We start from the raw sequence: 16433 nt of genomic DNA, 5'->3' as shown, positions 1-16433 counted from the left end.
GCCTTGATATGAAACTTCTGGACGCAAAAGGAACGGCTGCCGTTCTACCCTACCGCGCCTTGGTCAACGAAATGCGCGCCATGTTCCAATCCGGGGTCAGCGCGCCGGACCGGCATCATCACACTTTGCCGATGAAGGCGGAGGCCGATGGTACATTGCTGCTGATGCCCGCTTGGAATAATAAGATCGGCTGCGTCAAAATAGTTACAGTGACACCTGAGAATGGCACACGGAACCTGCCTGCCATTTCAGGCACCGTGCTGATTTTCGACCGGGCCACTGGTGCGCATCTCGCGATACTGGACGGTGCCGTGCTGACGGCCCGGCGCACGGCCGCCGCCTCTGCATTGGCTGCGGATTACCTGGCCCGGAAAGACGCCAAGAAGCTGTTGATTGTTGGCGCCGGCAAAGTGGCGGCCGAGCTGCCGGATGCCTTTGCTGCAGTACGGGAGATCCGCGGGATCAAAGTTTGGAACCGCCGCCGGGAAGGTGCGGAAAAACTGGTAACGGAGCTGAGAGCGCGGGGCTGGGATGCAAATGCGGTCACGGACCTCGGGTCCGCCGTGCAGGACGTCGACATCATCAGCGCCGCAACCTTAGCAACCGAGCCGGTAATCAAGGGCAGCTGGCTGCGGCCTGGCCAGCATCTCGATCTGATTGGCGCGTTCACTCCCAAAATGCGGGAGGCGGATGACACCGCTCTCCAGCGCGCCCGGATTTTCGTGGATACGCCATTTGCGGCCGCCGAAGCCGGGGAATTGAAAATCCCGCTGGAACAGGGGGTCATCGCACCCGCGGATATTCTTGGCGACCTGACGGCTCTTTGCGCCGGGCGTTGCGGCCGGCAAAACCGGGAAGAGATCACTTTGTTCAAGTCAGCAGGCAACGCAATAATGGATTTGGCAGCCGCTTCGGTCGCTACGCAAGGATAGCGTTCCCTACCCGGTACCGGATCCGGCTGCCGGATTTGGTATCGGGTCACTGCCATCTGCCCGCTTTGATGGGAGCGGTTACCGCCGATGTTCAAAAACCTGGCAAACAGCTTCAATTCCTTGAAGCCGGTGCGGCCCTGGATGCACCAGGTGACCGGCAAGTCAGCGGCAAGCGATGCTGTTGCAGGCATCACCAACGCTGCGATTGTGCTGCCGCAGGGTGTCGCCTTTGCCGTGATTGCAGGGCTGCCGCCGCACTACGGTCTGTTTACGGCAATGCTGACCCCTGTCGTCGCAGCGATATGGGGATCCTCAATGGTGATGGTCTCTGGGCCGACCACGGCAATTTCGGCCATATTGTTTGCGACGCTGTCGGAAATGTTCCCGCCCGGAACCCCTGACTACATCGCGGCTGCGATGATCCTTACCGTTCTAGTGGGCGTCTTTCAGCTGGCTGCCGGCCTGTTGAGGCTCGGCGTTGTCGTTTCTTTCATTTCGCATTCGGTCATGGTCGGATTTACCGCCGCCGCCGCCATCCTGATCGGAACCTCCCAGATCCACAACATCCTGGGTACACAGCCTGCCGGCAGCACCGGGCTGCTTTCCATGCTGGAAGAAGCGGTTGCGCTGCGGCGCGAGATCAAGCCGCTATCAATCTTTCTGGCAGCGGTGACTTTTTGCAGCATCCTGCTGTTTTCTAAAATCGGCAATAAGTTTCCGTCGTACCTGGCGGCCCTGATCTTTGGCTCGGCTGCCGGATGGCTTCTTGACGCAGAGGCGCATGGCATTCGCACATTCGAGGCGCTTCCATCAATTACGCCAGCCCTGCAATTCCCTGGTTTCGACCTCGCCCTGCTGGCTAATCTTGCCCCCGGGGCTGCAACCGTTGCCTTCATCGGCGTTCTCGAAGCGCTTTCAATCGGCAGGGCCTTTTCCGTGCGCCGCGACGAAAGATATGACGCGAACCAGGAAATCGTGGGACAAGGATTGTCAAATTTCCTTGCCGGTTTTTTGCAAGCCTACGCAGGATCAGGTTCGTTCACCAGATCTGCACTAAATGCTAAATCCGGCGCGGAAACGCCTCTGTCGGCGATATTTGCATCTGCGTTCTTGTTTTTGTTTTTGCTCTTGCTCTCACCCTTTGTCGTGTATGTGCCGGTGCCCGTTATGGCCGGTGTAATCGCCTATGCCGCATTCAAACTGATCAAGCCCGACGAAGTCCTGCACATCGTTCAGAGCAGCCCAAGTGACAGCGTTATTCTGGCACTCACTTTTCTGACCGGCATCTTCACTCATTTGGAAACTGCGGTGATTGTTGGGCTTATCGCGTCGCTTGTTGTGTTCCTGAAGCAAAGCTCCTCCCCGTTCGTTGCAGTCATTGCGCCAACCATCGAGGGCGGGCGGCGGAGCCTGCGAAACGCCCGGATCTTCAATATCCCTGAGTGCCCGCAAATCCGGGTTCTGCGTATGGAAGGGCCTTTGTACTTCGGATCCGTAGAACAGTTGGAGACCGAGTTCGAAAATCTGGACGAGCAGGCGCCGGAGCAGACGATCAAGATCTTCTCGCTGAAAGGTGTCGGGCGCCTGGATCTTTCAGGTGCCGACTTTCTGCTTCGGCAAATCCGGGCGGCCCGGCGCAAATCCGGTGATTTTCATATCGTTGCAATGTACGGAGAAGTCCTTGCGGCGCTGCACACGATGCATGTGACCGAGAAGCTGGGCGAAGACAATCTTCACCTGACCAAAGGCCATGCGCTTAAAGCTGCGCTGCAGCAAGTAGACGAGGATGTTTGTGCAAAATGCAAACTCCGGGTGTTCAACGAATGCAAGGCCAAGCCGGCCCCTGATGACTTTGAGACAAAAAGGCCGTTTGTCATTAAAGCGCCAAAATTCTGAGAATAGGGACACTGGTTTTCCGAAAAAATGCCCATTGGCTCAGGCTCCCAGGCTGCTAGCCCTACAACCCGGCCTGTTGGACACTGGCACTCATGATGAAGCGGAAAAACGGCCCAAACCGGACCTTGGGAGATATCTCTCGCCGCTGCACTGCGGCTCGTCATTCCGGACTTTCGCTGCGGCTGCATTCCCAGAAACTGCCAAACTGTTGCTCGGCGGTACGAAGCGGCCCTTCGACCCCGGCTATCCAACAACCGCTTCATTCCTATGGCCTGAATCGCTTGCGAAAGGGCATCCAAACACAACTTTAGGGCAAGAGATAAACATGCTACTGTCCAAGTATGTTTGAGGTGAATTATGACTGTCATTCGAGAAATTTCGATCTCCAATTTTCGAGGCATCAAGGCACTAAAGTGGTGGCCGAACCCAGGCATCAATTGCTTGATTGGGCCGGGAGACGGCGGAAAATCGACCATTCTCGATGCAATAGAACTCACCTTGGGGACTAGACAGAGCATTGTCTTTACCGATGCTGACTTCCACAGATGCCTGGTTGATGAGCCAATTGTAATCGATGTGACACTGGGAGCTCTTCCCGATGAGTTGCTAAACCTAGAGGCATACGGCCACTTTCTGCGAGGTTGGGACCCGCAGACCGGGGCTATTCACAACGAGACATCCGCAGCGCTGGAAACGGTATTGACTGTTCGGTTGATTGTAAGGGACGATTTGGAGCCGCAATGGTTGCTGTTTTCTGAAGGCCCATCCGCCGAGGGCCGTGAGCGGAACCTTCAGTGGAAGCATCGGCAGCTAGTTGCGCCAACACGGCTCGGCACCGTGGCATCACACCATATGGCTCTGGGCCCGCGATCCGTGCTCGGGAAGCTCTCTCCCGACAAGACTCAGGCGTCAGCCGCTTTGGCGGCTGCATCCAGACAAGCCCGGCAGGCTTTTGCAGAGCAGGGCTGTGATGGCGTCGATGAAGTGCTGGCGACCTCCAGAACCATCGCCAACAACATGGGAATCCCCGTTGAGCAGGTGAATGCCCTATTGGACGTAAAAGGGGTGACGTTTTCAGGGGGTGCAATTGCCCTTCACGACGAAGATCAGGTTCCGCTCAAGAATCTTGGTTCCGGTTCCATGCGCTTGCTCGTCGCAGGACTTCAAAAGGTCGCAGGTCAATCAAGTATCTCGATCATTGACGAAGCAGAGTTTGGCTTGGAACCCTACCGGATTATCCGCTTGCTTGATTCGCTCGGTGCAAAATCAAACGATGCTTCGCAGCAAGTCTTTTTGACGACACACTCGCCAGTTGTATTGCGTGAGCTGTCGTCAATTCAGTTAAATGCAGTGCGGGCGACGCGCACCACTACACCCGCCGTGGTTAATAACGGTGAACTCATTCAGCCTGCAACAAAGACGACTTCCAATGCTGTGTTCCCACTTGGGGAATCTGAAGACGCTCAGAAGACGCTGAGGGCGTGCGCAGACGCCTTTCTCGCGCCGAGTGTCATTGTTTGTGAGGGGAAGACAGAGATTGGCGTAATCCGAGGGTTGGATTTGTGGCGGCAAAGCCTTGATCAGAGGAGTTTGCTAGCAAACGGTTGCCACTGGGCCGATGGTGGCGGCTCAACAATGATGGAACGTGCTAAAATCTTTGCGCGTATGGGTTATCGAACCGCTTTGTTCATGGACTCCGATGTCGCCTACGATGCCGCGAGATATGCGGAATTGGCAACCCACTGCATTTCCGTGTTCCGTTGGCAAGATGGGTATTCCACCGAAGCCGCAATCTTCGCATCCGTCCCTGCGGCGCAGATACCAGGGCTTCTTTCAATTGCCTGCGAATGGCGATCAGAAGACTCCATTGATGGAAAAATCCGTCACGCGAGCAACGGTCAATACAATCTACAGCAATGCCGAGATCACTTTGTCGATGTAATGCGACCTGTGTTAGGGAAATGCGCTGGCGATGGTAAATGGTTCAAAGACATTGAGCCTGCTGAACGGGCGTTGAGGGAAGTCATTGCCCCGGCCTGGCAAAATACAGGTGCAATTTTCGCGGCACCCTTGAATTCGCTTTGGCAATGGATCAGCACATCGCCGACAGCGCAGCCAGCGAATCCCCCTGTCGGCGTGTAAACTCAGATGGTTGGCGTACCCGACATACTTCAGGCGCAACGCGGGCATGTCATTGCTCCCGCAGGATGCGGCAAGACCGAGTTGATCGCAAAGACCATTGTTCAGGCAGAAGGTAAGCCGGTCCTGGTCCTTACCCACACCACCGCTGGCGTTGCCGCGCTAAGGCAGAGGTTGCATCGAGATGGCGTGCCAGCGTCCAACTACAGGCTCAATACGATTGCGGGCTGGGCACTGACAATTATCTCCATGTTTCCGGAGCGAGCAGGATACCTGCATGATCCGGAAAATGCGCCCAACTACACCGCAGTGCAAAACGCGGTTGGTGGGCTATGTGCATCTGGGGCCATCAATTCAGAGATTGCCGCAACGTATTCGCGGGTCTTGGTCGATGAGTACCAAGACTGTTCGGTGAGCCAACACCTGATCACTTCTGGCCTCGCGAACGCAATTCCAACGGTTGTGTTCGGCGATCCGATGCAAGCAATCTTTGGGTTTGGCGGCGACCCGCTTCCGGACTGGACGACACAAGTGGTCCCAACCTTTCCTGAACTCGGGCGGTTGGACATCCCCTGGCGCTGGAACAACGCTGGCGCCAACGATCTTGGAGCTTGGCTTCTTGCCATTCGCGGGGCGTTGGAAGCTGGACACACGATTGATCTTCGCACTCTTCCCTCGCGCGTCGCGTGGCATCCTCTCGGCGCGGATCAAAACGCCAACGCAGCGGCCCAGATAGCTTTGCAATACGATGTAGCCAAAACCAACCCTCATGAGACGATCCTGATAATTGGCGACTCCATGCAAGCGGCCTCGCGACACAATTTCGCAAGCCGCGCAAAGGGAGTTGGAGTTGTCGAGCCAGTAGATCTCCGTGATGTCGTAGGCGATGCAAACCAAATGGACGGAAAATCAGGTCAAGAACTCCTGGATGCCTGCATTGGATTTCTTATCAAGGTCATGACGAACGTGTATGGCGATAAACTCAATGGGCGCGTTCAGTCGATCCTAGGAAATCGTAATCGCACACCTCCAAACGCCCCTGAGGTTGCCGCCATCTCACTGGTTCAAGGGGGCGGATACCTCGAGGCCGTGCAATTTCTGAAAGCGATGGCAGGCGACCGTGACAGACGAGTTTATCGACAAAGTGCGTTCAACATAATGGTCCAGGCACTCCAAATCGCAATGACGGCCCCGGGCGGTAGTCTTCCAGCAGCTATCGCCGGTCTTCGCGAACAACGCCGTCACGCAGGTAGGGTAATTCCGCCAAAAGCTGTAGGCTCGACTCTTCTCCTGAAAGGACTGGAGGCGGATCACGTTGTAATCTTGGATGCGGATCGACCAGGTAACGCGATGTCGAAAGAGCACCTGTATGTCGCGCTGACTAGGGGGGCGAGATCCGTATCGGTCTTCTCGCGTAGTCCAACCCTGCCGTAACGCGCTCATCTCGGTTGGACGCCACTAATGCTTCTCTGAGATTGACCGTACAGAATGACCCACACCTCATCATTGCGAAGTTGTTGCCCTGCCAACGCCGCTTGAACTTCCGCAATCGATCGCTCGGATAGCCGGGGGGCGGTTGCAGCGAAATTCCGCTTTCCGCCCGACCTGCATGCGAACCCGTCGCGGCTATGCGACAGGCCGGAGGTCCGCTTCGGGCCGCTTTGCAAGCGGCCCAAATTTTTCAAATTTCCATGCTTTCGGAGATCGCAAGAGCATCCTCCAGCTCGACGCCGAGATAGCGGACGGTGCTGTCCATCTTGGTATGTCCTAGCAGGAGCTGAACGGCCCGCAGGTTGCCAGTCTTTCTGTAGATATGCGCCACCTTTGTCCGGCGCATGGAATGCGTCCCGTAGGATGTGGAATCCAGCCCGATGGACCTCACCCAGTCCCGCACGAGACGGGCGTACTGCCGCGTTGAGATGTGCAGACGATCGCGAAACCGGCCGGGCCAGAGGTATTCTGAGCCGACCATCATCGGTTCCTCCATCCATCGCGAGAGCGACTTGCGCGTGCCCTCCGTTATCTCGAAGCGCACTGGCCGCCGTGTCTTGCTCTGGACAATCGAGGCGCGTTCCTTGACCTGGCCCGAGGCATAGACATCCGCGACCTTCAGTTTCACCAGGTCACAGCCACGCAGTTTGCTGTCGATAGCCAGATTAAACAGGGCTAGATCCCTGTGGTTCGCGGCGATTTCCAGGCGGACGCGAATGGCCCAGACGTGTTTTGGCAAAAGCGGCCGCTTCTGACCGACAACGCGCCCCTTATTCCAGGCCGGGCGGCATGCGCGAATGGCGGGTAAATTGGCAATGGGCATGAAAGGTCCTCCTATCCACCACGCCCTGCCACGACACCAACCCGACGTTGGTGCATCATTCTAACATGCTGATTCAGCAGCGCGGCTAGTTGCGGTTAGATCAACCGAGCGATGACATGGGGAATTCTCGGGGCAAGAGCTAAGCTTCTAATGAATTGCCCGTGCGTGTGCCTGAATGAACGTCCGCAATGGATGGATTGGCTGGCAAGCCTCGCGCCCGCAGCATCCAGCACCGCGTGCCTCATTCGCATGGCCGCTTCGGGCTGCCTATCGTCATTCACGCCTGGCGCGGCGAACGCCCGGTCGGAGCCCTTACCGGACCTGCAAAAATTGTGCTGCAGAAGCAAAGTGGAAGAACTTTTCTGCGCTGGCATGAAAAACCAGTCTGCGGTGCGGCGGAGATTTCGGCCGTTTAGGCAGAGTGCAGCGGTTTTGAAGCCGTGAAATTACGCAGCGCCGGACAAAATGAAGTTTTGCTGCAAGTTGCCCCAACGGCGGCAAACTGAGGGCTTTGCCTGCAGCGCTCCACTGGAAGAGCGGGCAATGGCAGTTCGATGCTGAAGCAATCCAACCTAGTACAATTTCAAGCGCAAACCTTGCGAGGCAGCAGACTGGAATACCACCAAATGGATTTGTTCTGATGGAAAGCAACACCCCTTCTTCTGCGCCTGCCCTTCGGTTCGCAGGTTGGTCAGCAGGGCGTCCGGTTTTGCAACTCGCCACCGTGTCGGCCGGAACAAAAAAGGATGTTCTTTCCAGTTCTGAAATGCCGTTAACTGCGCAAGTGCCGTTTCCTGAATTCGCGCGGGGAAATTCCGTATTGTTTTGCAAACACCCGGCTAAGGTGCGGGGGATCATAGAACCCGGTTTCCATTGCGATTTGCGTAAGAGAGCGAGGAGAGTTGGTCAGCAGCCAGCGGGCATGTTCCAAACGCAAGGCCTGCCGGAAACCTGTAGGGCTAAGACCAGTCGCGTTTTTGAAGATCCGGTTCAGCTGCGACTGGGATAATCCGATACTTTTGGCAACCTCCGATATCTCCAGGCTCCCGGACAGGTTTTCTCTCATGATCTGAATTGCCATTCGAACCCGGTAATCGCCCGAAAACTCGTCCCTGCTGAGGGGAGTCATTGCCATTTCGGTGCTAGACCGGAACCGGTCAACACTCATTTCCACCAGCCCCTTGCGGGCCCGCTGCTGGCCCAGTTTACGGGACAAAAGAGTTACAGCCAGGTCAATGGAAGCGGTTCCTCCGGGGCAAGTAATTAGGCGACCATCCTCGACAAAAATATCGCGAGAGGTGACTTCCACATCCGGGTATCGGGCGAGGAAATCACGCCGGTGCCGGTGGTGGATCACAGCCCGGCGCTTGCTCAGCAAGCCTGCTTGGGCGAGCAAGAAGGATCCGGTGCAAAGGCCTACAACCGTTCCGCCCTGATGATAGAACTCCCGAATAAAATTGAGCGTTCCTGACGGCGGCTGATCAATGTGCGGAATGAGGCCGCCAACGACCACCAGCCAGTCAGCCCTGGGCAGGTTCTCGAAAGTACAATCCGGTGTGACGCTGATTCCGGAGCTGGCAGTGACGGGAGACAAATCCGGCCCGCAAATGTTCCAGCCGCAATATACCTGACCGTTCCGATTGTCGTCGTCGGCAGCGTGGCGGAGCGTATCGATGAACGCCCCGAGGGCCAGGATCGGAAAGGTCGGCATCATCGTGAAGGCGAATTTGATGTCCGGGTGAGAGGGTTTGTGATTTATTAGGAGGCGACCAACCAATCATCTGAATGCAGATTTTGTACACGAAAATGCTGAATTCTTGCAAGTAATCTCAGCAACCTTCTGGTTAGTTCCTTGTCGAGAGTGGTGCTCGCGGAACCAAGGAACACATGATGAAAATCGAAAAAGAGATCGAGCTGCTGGGCGTGCATGCTGAAGGCGAGGTCGGCCGGGTGATCGTTGCCGGGGCCCCGGATATTCCAGGCGCCACGCTGGTCGAAAGGATGGATTACATCAATTCCACCGACGACAGCCTGCTGAAGCAATGCTTGTACGAACCGCGTGGTGCCTCACAGATGACTATTAACTTGCTGCAGCCTTCCTGCCGGGAGGAGGCGGAATTCGGTTTCATCCCGCTGCAGGCGGATGGCGCGCATGCGATGTCGGGGTCCAATACGATGTGCGTCACCACCGCACTGTTGGAAAGCGGTCTGGTGCAGCCCACCGGTCCTGAAACCGTGGTGCCGCTGGACACCCCCGCCGGGCTGATCGAGGCCACCGCCAGCTGGGACGGCGAAAAGGTGCAACGCGTGCAAATCGCCATGCCTGTCAGTTTCGCGGAGCATTTCGATCACCCGCTGGAGGTCGAGGGCCTGGGCACGATCAAGACCGACGTTGCCTTTGGCGGCTGTTACTTCGCCTTGATCCGCGCCGAGGAGCTGGGTTTTGAAATCGCTCCGCATGAGGCGCGCGACCTAGTGGATCTCGGGGCCCGCATTCAGGCCGCCGCGGCAGAGCAGATCACGGTGCAGCATCCAGAGGTGGCCAGCTTCAACCGGGTCGAATACCCGATGTTCATCGCGGGCAGCGGCACCGCGATCCGCAATGCGACGATCATTCACCCGGGCCGCATCGACCGTTCGCCCTGCGGCACCGGCACCTCGGCACGGCTGGCTGTGATGCTGGCCCGCGGCGAGATCAGCCTGGATGACACCATTTCGTCCCGCTCGATCATCGGCGGAGAATTCATCGCTAGGATCACAGGCATTACTACCTGCGGCAGCCACGAGGCAATCCTGCCGCAGGTCTCGGGACGGGCCTGGATCTATGGTCGCCACTACCTGGGTGTGCATCCAACGGATCCGTTCCCGCTGGGCTACACCCTGTCCGACACTTGGGGCACGGCGGCGCCCCGCTGACGCCCCATGCCCCGGTCGCCGCCGGTGCAGCGGCCGGGGGAAACCCTTTTCCGGCATCCAAACTAGGGAGGATACACAATGAAACTCTTTTCCGGACTGAAACTGACCGCCGCAGCGCTGGTGCTGATGACAGCTACCAGCGCGACAGCTGCTGACGTGAAACTACGCCTGGCGGGGCAGCACCCGGTCGACCACAACGCGACCAAAGTGCTGAAGGAAACCATCGCTGAAATCGAAGGCGCGGGCGTTGGTATTGAAATCAAGCTGTTTCCGGCCGGCCAGCTGGGCAATGGCGAAGTGGTGTTTGATGACGTCGCCGCCGGGGTGATCGATATCGGCCATACCTTCATTTACAGCCACAAGGACCCGGTGCTGGAAATCAACTCACTGCCTTACCTGGTCAGCAACTACGAGGAGATGGAGAAGGTCTATTCCGCCGGTTCCGCCTTCTATGACATTTATGACAAGCATATCGCAGCGCAGGGTATGAAGCTGCTGGGCGTGTTTGCCGAAGGGTTCATCGGTGTGGGTTCCACCAAGGTGCCAACCGATGCGGGCGGCACCGGCGACAAGGACCTGAACATCCGCGTCTGGAGCGCTGATGTGGGCCGTCTAACGGCACAGGCGATTGGCTTTAAGACCACCACCATGAACTGGGGCGATGTGGTTCCAGCCATCCAGCAAGGTGTGATCGAGGGCGTGATCGGCGGCACCGCCGAGTCCAACTACACGGTGTTCGGCGACAGCGTGAAATACTTCACCCCCTATAACGCCTTTGTCGAAAACACAGCGTTCTACATCAATCAGAACACCTGGGACGGGCTGAGCGAAGAGCAGCAGCAGGCGATCGCAGGGGCCTTTGCAAATGCGTCTGAAAAGTCCTTTGCACTGAGCAAATCCGTTGATGCCGAGTATATGCAGCGCCTGAACGAGAAGAACATCGAAGTGGTCAGCATTTCCGACGAAGAGCGAGCTGCGCTCGCTGCCCATGTCCGTGAGACAGTCTGGCCGGTGCTGGAAGACAAGCTTGGCAAAGCCCTGCTCGACTCGATCAAGGCAGACCTGAACTGATCTGAAATTCTTCCGGGGCAGCCCTTGCTGCCCCGGTTCTTACTGGGAGGGGGAGCCCATGGACCTGCTGGTCAAACTGGAGCGCGCCATTGTGTTCACCTGCAGCCTGTTTCTGGCCTCGGTGTTCCTGGTCGTCGTTCTGATGCGCTATGTTTTTGAAACGGATCTGTTTGCCTATGAGGAATGGGCGCTGATCATCGCCTTCCTGTTGTATTTCGCGGGAGGGGCGCTGGCATCAAAGACCGACAGCCACATCAAGGCCGACATCATCCTGGAATTGATCCGTTCGGAACACAGCCGTCTGGTCTATTCCGGCATCATCCAGCTGATTGAAGCGCTAATCCTGGCGGGCCTCACCTATTTTGCCATGCGCATGTTTCTGAATGAATTCGCGCGTTGGCCGAGCATCCCTACGACGACCGTCTACAAGATCCCGCTTGCTGTTCCACGTTTCTTCATTGCTGCCGGATTTCTGCTGATGACCCTTCATGCGCTGCTGAACGGTCTGCGGACTTTGCGCGGCAGCCGCACTGCCAACCGGGAAACCGCATCATGACACTTGCAATCGTCTTCATTATGCTCTGCTTTCTGCTGGTGATCGGGCTGCCGGTGCCCTTTGCCTTTGGCGCGGTGCTTTTATACCTCGGCTGGGTGGCCGAGACCGATATCGCCAATTTCCTGTCTTCAGGGCATTGGCGGATGAACAACATCGTGCTGCTGGCGATTCCGCTGTTCATCCTCTCGGGCGCGATCATGAACCGGGGCAAGCTGGCGGAGCCGCTGGTGGATATGGCTTCGCTGTTTTTGGGCTGGTTCCGCGGCGGGCTGTCGGCGGCGGCGGTGCTGGCAAGCGCGTTGTTCGGCTCAATCTCCGGCTCGGCGGCGGCAACGCTGACCTGCATTGGCGGCGTGATGCTGCCGCGGCTGCAGCGGCACAACTACCCAAAGGGGTTCTCGGCGGCGCTGATTGCCAATGCCGCGCCGCTGGGGCTGCTAATCCCGCCAAGCTCGATCCAGATCATCTATGCCTGGGTGACGCGGCAATCTGTGCTAAAGTGTTTTCTGGCCACGGTGGTGCCGGGGATCATCCTGATCACCCTGCTGTGCCTGGTGAACTGGGTGATGATGCGCAACCGCAAGGACATCGTGCTGGATGATGTTCCCGAGGCCTTCTTCAAGGAAACCCGCCGCCGCGCCGTATTTGCAACCCCGGCGCTGCTGATGCCGGTAATCATCCTCGGCGGCATCTATGGCGGGGTCATGACCCCGACCGAGGCGGCCGCCATCGCTGTTTTCTATGCGCTGCCGGTCGGGTTCTGGATCTACCGCGGGCTGACTTGGCAGACCTTCAAGGAGGCCGTGATCGAATCCGGCATTACCACCGGCGCAGTGATGGTCATGTTCTTCATGGTGATGATCGTCAGCCGTCTGCTGGTATTCGAGGACATCCCGGGCATCGCGCAGGAATTCATCTTTTCGATCTCGGAAAATCCGATTGTGATCCTTCTGATGATCAACATCGTGCTGGTGGCGATCGGGATGCTGATGGATGACGTCTCGGGCGTGTTGCTGTCGGCGCCGCTGCTGTTGCCCATCGTGCAGGATCTGGGCGTTGATCCGGTGCAGTTTGCCGCCATCATCGGCGTGAACCTAGGCATGGGTAACATCACTCCGCCCACCGCGCCGCTGCTCTATCTTGGCGCCCGTGTCGGGCAGACCTCGGTGCATTCGATGCTGAAACCGACGCTCATCATGATCGCCTTTGCCTGGATCCCGACGCTGATCCTGACAACCTACATCCCCGCGGTGGCGCTGGCGCTGCCGGAGTACATTCTCGGATACTAAGGACCACCGAATATGACGTTCAACGAAGATATCGCCGCCCGGCTGGAACAACTGGCGGCCGAGGGGCTTTATAAGACGGAACAGCCCATCGCCTCGCCTCAGCAGGGCGAGGTGGTGCTGGAGGACGGCAGCCGCAGCATCAACCTGTGCGCCAATAACTACCTAGGCCTGTCCAATCATCCGGCCCTGGTGGAGGCAGCGCATTCCGCACTGGATGCTTATGGCTTCGGTATGTCCTCGGTGCGCTTCATCTGCGGCACCCAAACTCCGCACAAGGCGCTGGAGGCCAAGCTGAGCCAATTCCTGAAGATGGAGGACACCATCCTGTTTCCCAGCTGTTTTGACGCCAATGCCGGGCTGTTCGAGACGATCCTGGGGCCCGAGGATGCGATCATCTCGGATGCGCTGAACCATGCCTCGATCATCGACGGGGTGCGGCTGTGCAAGGCGCAGCGGTTCCGCTACGCGAATTCGGACATGGCGGAGCTGGAGCGCTGCCTGCAAGATGCGCAGGGCGCCCGCTACCGGCTGATTGCTACCGACGGTGTCTTTTCGATGGATGGGTACATCGCCAAACTGCCTGAGATCTGCGACCTAGCTGAAAAATACGAGGCGATGGTGATGGTTGATGACAGCCACGCCGTGGGGTTCATCGGCGAAAACGGCCGCGGCACACCGGAGCTGTGCGGGGTGGAAGGCCGGGTGCATATCCTAACCGGCACTCTGGGCAAGGCGCTTGGCGGTGCTTCGGGCGGTTATGTGGCGGCGAGCAAGGAAGTGGTGGATTGGCTGCGCCAGCGCTCGCGCCCCTATTTGTTCTCGAACACTCTGGCGCCGGTGATTGCCCAGTCCAGTCTACGGGTGCTTGATCTGCTGGAAGAAGAGCCAGAGCTGCGCGCACGCCTCAAGCGCAATGCCGGACACTTCCGCCGCGAAATGACTGCGCTGGGATTCGAGCTGCTGCCGGGCGAACACCCGGTGATCCCGCTGATGCTGCGCAACCCGCAATTGGCGCAGGATTTTGCCACTGGTCTGCGGCAACTGGGAGTCTATGTGGCGGCCTTTTCGTTCCCGGTAGTGCCTAAAGACCAAGACCGCATCCGCACCCAGATGTCCGCCGCACATTCCATCGAAGCGCTGGACCGTGCCATCGCCGCGTTCGCCCAAACGGGCCGCGAGCTTGGCGTCATTTCCTAAGGAGGACAACAGATGTTTTCACTGAAAGGCCAGACCGCCATCGTTACTGGCGGTGCCAGCGGTATTGGCTTGGCCACTGTAGAGATGCTGACCCGGCTGGACGCTAATGTCGTGATCGCTGACCTGAACGCAGAATTTGCCAATGAGGCGGTGGAACGGCTGACCGGGGAAGGCCACAATGCGGCCTTCATCCGCACCAATGTTGCTGACGCCGACGAGGTCAACGCTCTGATCAAGAGCACCCTGGCCAAATTCGGCTCGCTGGAAATTCTGATGCATTTCGCAGGGATCGGGCTGGAACAGCATGCGCTGGCAACCACCCAGGAGAACTGGGACCGGATCATTGGCATCAACCTGACAGGCAGTTTCCTAATGATGCAGGCGGCGGGCCGGGTGATGGTGGACAATGGATACGGCCGGATTGTCACCATGTCCTCGATGGCGGGGGTGCGCGGCGGTACCGGGCGCACCGCCTATGGCGCCTCCAAGGGTGGGGTGTCAGCGATGATGCGGGTGATGTCAATGGAATGGGCCAAACATGGTGTCACCGTCAATGCGCTGACGCCGGGCGGCATCGAAACTGCGCTGGTTAAGAAAATGCACGACGAGGAAACCCGCCGTGCCTATCTGGCAGGCATCCCGATGGACCGCTACGGCACGCCGGAGGAAGTGGCAGCCGCCGCCGTCTATCTGGCATTGCCGCAGTCCAGCTACATCACCGGGGTCAGCTTGCCGGTGGACGGCGGCTTTGACGCCTCCGGTGTGATCAAGAACAGTTAACGCCTGCAAAGGCTAATTGAGCGGGAGGCTCCGGGAATGATGGTTCCCGGAGACTGTCTCCTGTAGTGCAGAGGAAAGAAAAGCATGACGCATTTCTCCGGTTTTTCGGTGATTTGGAATGCCTTGCGCGGCCACAAGAACTGGACCGAGCAATGGCCCGAGGCGGAGCCGAAGCGAGAATATGATGTGGTGATCGTGGGCGCCGGCGGCCATGGTCTGGGCGCGGCTTATTATCTGGCCAAAGAACACGGCATCAAAAATGTGGCGGTAATCGAGAAGGGCTGGCTGGGCGGCGGCAACACTGGGCGCAACACTACGGTGATCCGCTCCAACTACCTCTACGACGAAAGCGCGCGGCTTTATGACCACTCCATCAATCTGTGGGAGGGGCTGAGCCAGGAGCTGAACTACAACGTGATGTTCAGCCAGCGCGGACTGATGATGCTGGCGCACAGCGTGCATGACGTGCAAAGCGCGCAGCGCCATATCCATGCCAACCGCCTGAATGGCATTGCAAATGAATGGTTGACGCCGGATCAGGTGCTGGAGAAATGCCCGCTGATCAATACTGGTGCAGACGCAAGATACCCTGTTTTTGGTGCCAATTGGCAGTCCACGGCAGGTACGGCGCGCCATGATGCGGTGGCCTGGGGCTATGCCCGCGCCGCGGCCAAGCTGGGTGTCGACATCATCCAGAACTGCCCGGTGACCGCAATCCGCCGCCACGCCAATGGCGCTGTAGAAGGGGTGGAGACGGCCCGCGGTTTCATCCGCGCCGGAAAGGTCGGCCTGGCGCTGGCAGGCAATACCTCTCCGCTGGCACAAAGCGCGGGGCTGTCCCTGCCCATGGAGAGCTACCCGCTGCAGGCGATGGTATCGGAACCGGTGAAGCCAGTACTGGACTGCATCGTCGTCTCAAACTCGGTTCATGCCTATATCAGCCAATCCGACAAGGGCGAGCTGGTGATCGGCTCGGGCACAGACCAGTATCTCAGCTACTCCCAGCGCGGCGGCCTGCCGCTGATGGAGCATACCGTGGCAGCAATTTGCGAAGTCTTCCCAGCCTTCGCCCGGATGCGGATGCTGCGCAAATGGGCAGGAACAGTGGACCTGACACCAGACCGCTCTCCGATCATGTGCAAGGCGCCGGTTGACGGGTTGTATCTGAACTGCGGCTGGGGCACCGGCGGCTTCAAGGCGACACCGGGTGCAGCGCATCTGTTCGCCCATACCATCGCCAAGGACGCCCCCCACCCGATCAACGCGCCATTTTCGCTGGACCGGTTCCGCACCGGCCGCCTGATCGACGAAGCGGCCGCGGCCGCCGTAGCGCACTGAGGAGC

At 58.2% G+C, this 16433-nt stretch carries 13 protein-coding genes; 11 read left to right on the top strand and 2 right to left on the bottom strand.

What is annotated here, in order from left to right; all coding sequences use genetic code 11:
• Window positions 1–8: 8 nt before the first annotated feature.
• The 4 genes from lhpI to ACXAEK_RS06070 all read left to right on the top strand — a co-directional run bounded on the left by lhpI (window position 9) and on the right by ACXAEK_RS06070 (window position 6401).
• A complete protein-coding gene (lhpI, locus tag ACXAEK_RS06085; protein ID WP_475040489.1) occupies window positions 9–932 on the top strand; it encodes a bifunctional Delta(1)-pyrroline-2-carboxylate/Delta(1)-piperideine-2-carboxylate reductase in 924 nt (307 codons plus the stop codon).
• An 87-nt stretch (window positions 933–1019) separates the two neighbouring features.
• The gene (locus ACXAEK_RS06080; protein WP_475040487.1) at window positions 1020–2828 is read left to right on the top strand and encodes a SulP family inorganic anion transporter; all 1809 of its coding nucleotides are present in this window, start codon (window positions 1020–1022) and stop codon (window positions 2826–2828) included.
• A 357-nt stretch (window positions 2829–3185) separates the two neighbouring features.
• The gene (locus tag ACXAEK_RS06075; RefSeq protein WP_475040485.1) at window positions 3186–4970 is read left to right on the top strand and encodes an ATP-dependent nuclease; all 1785 of its coding nucleotides are present in this window, start codon (window positions 3186–3188) and stop codon (window positions 4968–4970) included.
• Between the two features lie 6 nt (window positions 4971–4976).
• Window positions 4977–6401, top strand: a complete 1425-nt coding sequence (locus ACXAEK_RS06070; protein WP_475040483.1) for a UvrD-helicase domain-containing protein — start codon at window positions 4977–4979, stop codon at window positions 6399–6401.
• Between the two features lie 247 nt (window positions 6402–6648).
• Here ACXAEK_RS06070 and ACXAEK_RS06065 read toward each other — a convergent pair whose 3' ends face one another.
• Together ACXAEK_RS06065 and ACXAEK_RS06060 are read right to left on the bottom strand one after the other, a co-directional pair.
• The gene (locus ACXAEK_RS06065) at window positions 6649–7281 is read right to left on the bottom strand and encodes a tyrosine-type recombinase/integrase (RefSeq protein ID WP_475040481.1); all 633 of its coding nucleotides are present in this window, start codon (window positions 7279–7281) and stop codon (window positions 6649–6651) included.
• 772 nt (window positions 7282–8053) lie between these two features.
• On the bottom strand, window positions 8054–9058 hold the full coding sequence (locus tag ACXAEK_RS06060) for a GlxA family transcriptional regulator (RefSeq protein ID WP_475040479.1): 1005 nt from the start codon (window positions 9056–9058) through the stop codon (window positions 8054–8056).
• A 113-nt stretch (window positions 9059–9171) separates the two neighbouring features.
• Here ACXAEK_RS06060 and ACXAEK_RS06055 point away from each other — a divergent pair, with 113 nt between their 5' ends.
• The 7 genes from ACXAEK_RS06055 to ACXAEK_RS06025 all read left to right on the top strand — a co-directional run bounded on the left by ACXAEK_RS06055 (window position 9172) and on the right by ACXAEK_RS06025 (window position 16428).
• The gene (locus ACXAEK_RS06055) at window positions 9172–10197 is read left to right on the top strand and encodes a proline racemase family protein (protein ID WP_475040477.1); all 1026 of its coding nucleotides are present in this window, start codon (window positions 9172–9174) and stop codon (window positions 10195–10197) included.
• Between the two features lie 78 nt (window positions 10198–10275).
• Entirely contained in the window at window positions 10276–11268 is a 993-nt protein-coding gene (dctP, locus tag ACXAEK_RS06050) for a TRAP transporter substrate-binding protein DctP (RefSeq protein ID WP_475040475.1), read from the top strand.
• 58 nt (window positions 11269–11326) lie between these two features.
• Window positions 11327–11824, top strand: a complete 498-nt coding sequence (locus ACXAEK_RS06045) for a TRAP transporter small permease (protein WP_475040473.1) — start codon at window positions 11327–11329, stop codon at window positions 11822–11824.
• A complete protein-coding gene (locus ACXAEK_RS06040; protein ID WP_475040471.1) occupies window positions 11821–13113 on the top strand; it encodes a TRAP transporter large permease in 1293 nt (430 codons plus the stop codon). The genes ACXAEK_RS06045 and ACXAEK_RS06040 overlap by 4 nt, the downstream gene beginning before the upstream one ends.
• Window positions 13114–13125: 12 nt before the next feature.
• The gene (locus ACXAEK_RS06035; protein WP_475040470.1) at window positions 13126–14310 is read left to right on the top strand and encodes a glycine C-acetyltransferase; all 1185 of its coding nucleotides are present in this window, start codon (window positions 13126–13128) and stop codon (window positions 14308–14310) included.
• Between the two features lie 12 nt (window positions 14311–14322).
• Window positions 14323–15090 (top strand): SDR family NAD(P)-dependent oxidoreductase, encoded by a 768-nt coding sequence (locus tag ACXAEK_RS06030; protein WP_475040468.1) that lies wholly within the window; start codon window positions 14323–14325, stop codon window positions 15088–15090.
• 84 nt (window positions 15091–15174) lie between these two features.
• A complete protein-coding gene (locus tag ACXAEK_RS06025) occupies window positions 15175–16428 on the top strand; it encodes a sarcosine oxidase subunit beta family protein (protein WP_475040466.1) in 1254 nt (417 codons plus the stop codon).
• Window positions 16429–16433: the final 5 nt, after the last annotated feature.

This window comes from Leisingera sp. ABM4_101, from assembly GCF_056158725.1.
This window is presented reverse-complemented; position numbering and strand designations above follow the sequence as displayed.

Coding starts and splice junctions, on each gene's coding strand:
- ACXAEK_RS06030 (WP_475040468.1), top strand. CDS start 14,323: ATGTTTTCACTGAAAGGCCAGACCGCCATCGTTACTGGCGGTGCCAGC.
- ACXAEK_RS06040 (WP_475040471.1), top strand. CDS start 11,821: ATGACACTTGCAATCGTCTTCATTATGCTCTGCTTTCTGCTGGTGATC.
- ACXAEK_RS06080 (WP_475040487.1), top strand. CDS start 1,020: ATGTTCAAAAACCTGGCAAACAGCTTCAATTCCTTGAAGCCGGTGCGG.
- ACXAEK_RS06070 (WP_475040483.1), top strand. CDS start 4,977: ATGGTTGGCGTACCCGACATACTTCAGGCGCAACGCGGGCATGTCATT.
- ACXAEK_RS06025 (WP_475040466.1), top strand. CDS start 15,175: ATGACGCATTTCTCCGGTTTTTCGGTGATTTGGAATGCCTTGCGCGGC.
- ACXAEK_RS06045 (WP_475040473.1), top strand. CDS start 11,327: ATGGACCTGCTGGTCAAACTGGAGCGCGCCATTGTGTTCACCTGCAGC.
- ACXAEK_RS06075 (WP_475040485.1), top strand. CDS start 3,186: ATGACTGTCATTCGAGAAATTTCGATCTCCAATTTTCGAGGCATCAAG.
- ACXAEK_RS06065 (WP_475040481.1), bottom strand. CDS start 7,281: ATGCCCATTGCCAATTTACCCGCCATTCGCGCATGCCGCCCGGCCTGG.
- dctP (WP_475040475.1), top strand. CDS start 10,276: ATGAAACTCTTTTCCGGACTGAAACTGACCGCCGCAGCGCTGGTGCTG.
- lhpI (WP_475040489.1), top strand. CDS start 9: ATGAAACTTCTGGACGCAAAAGGAACGGCTGCCGTTCTACCCTACCGC.
- ACXAEK_RS06035 (WP_475040470.1), top strand. CDS start 13,126: ATGACGTTCAACGAAGATATCGCCGCCCGGCTGGAACAACTGGCGGCC.
- ACXAEK_RS06055 (WP_475040477.1), top strand. CDS start 9,172: ATGAAAATCGAAAAAGAGATCGAGCTGCTGGGCGTGCATGCTGAAGGC.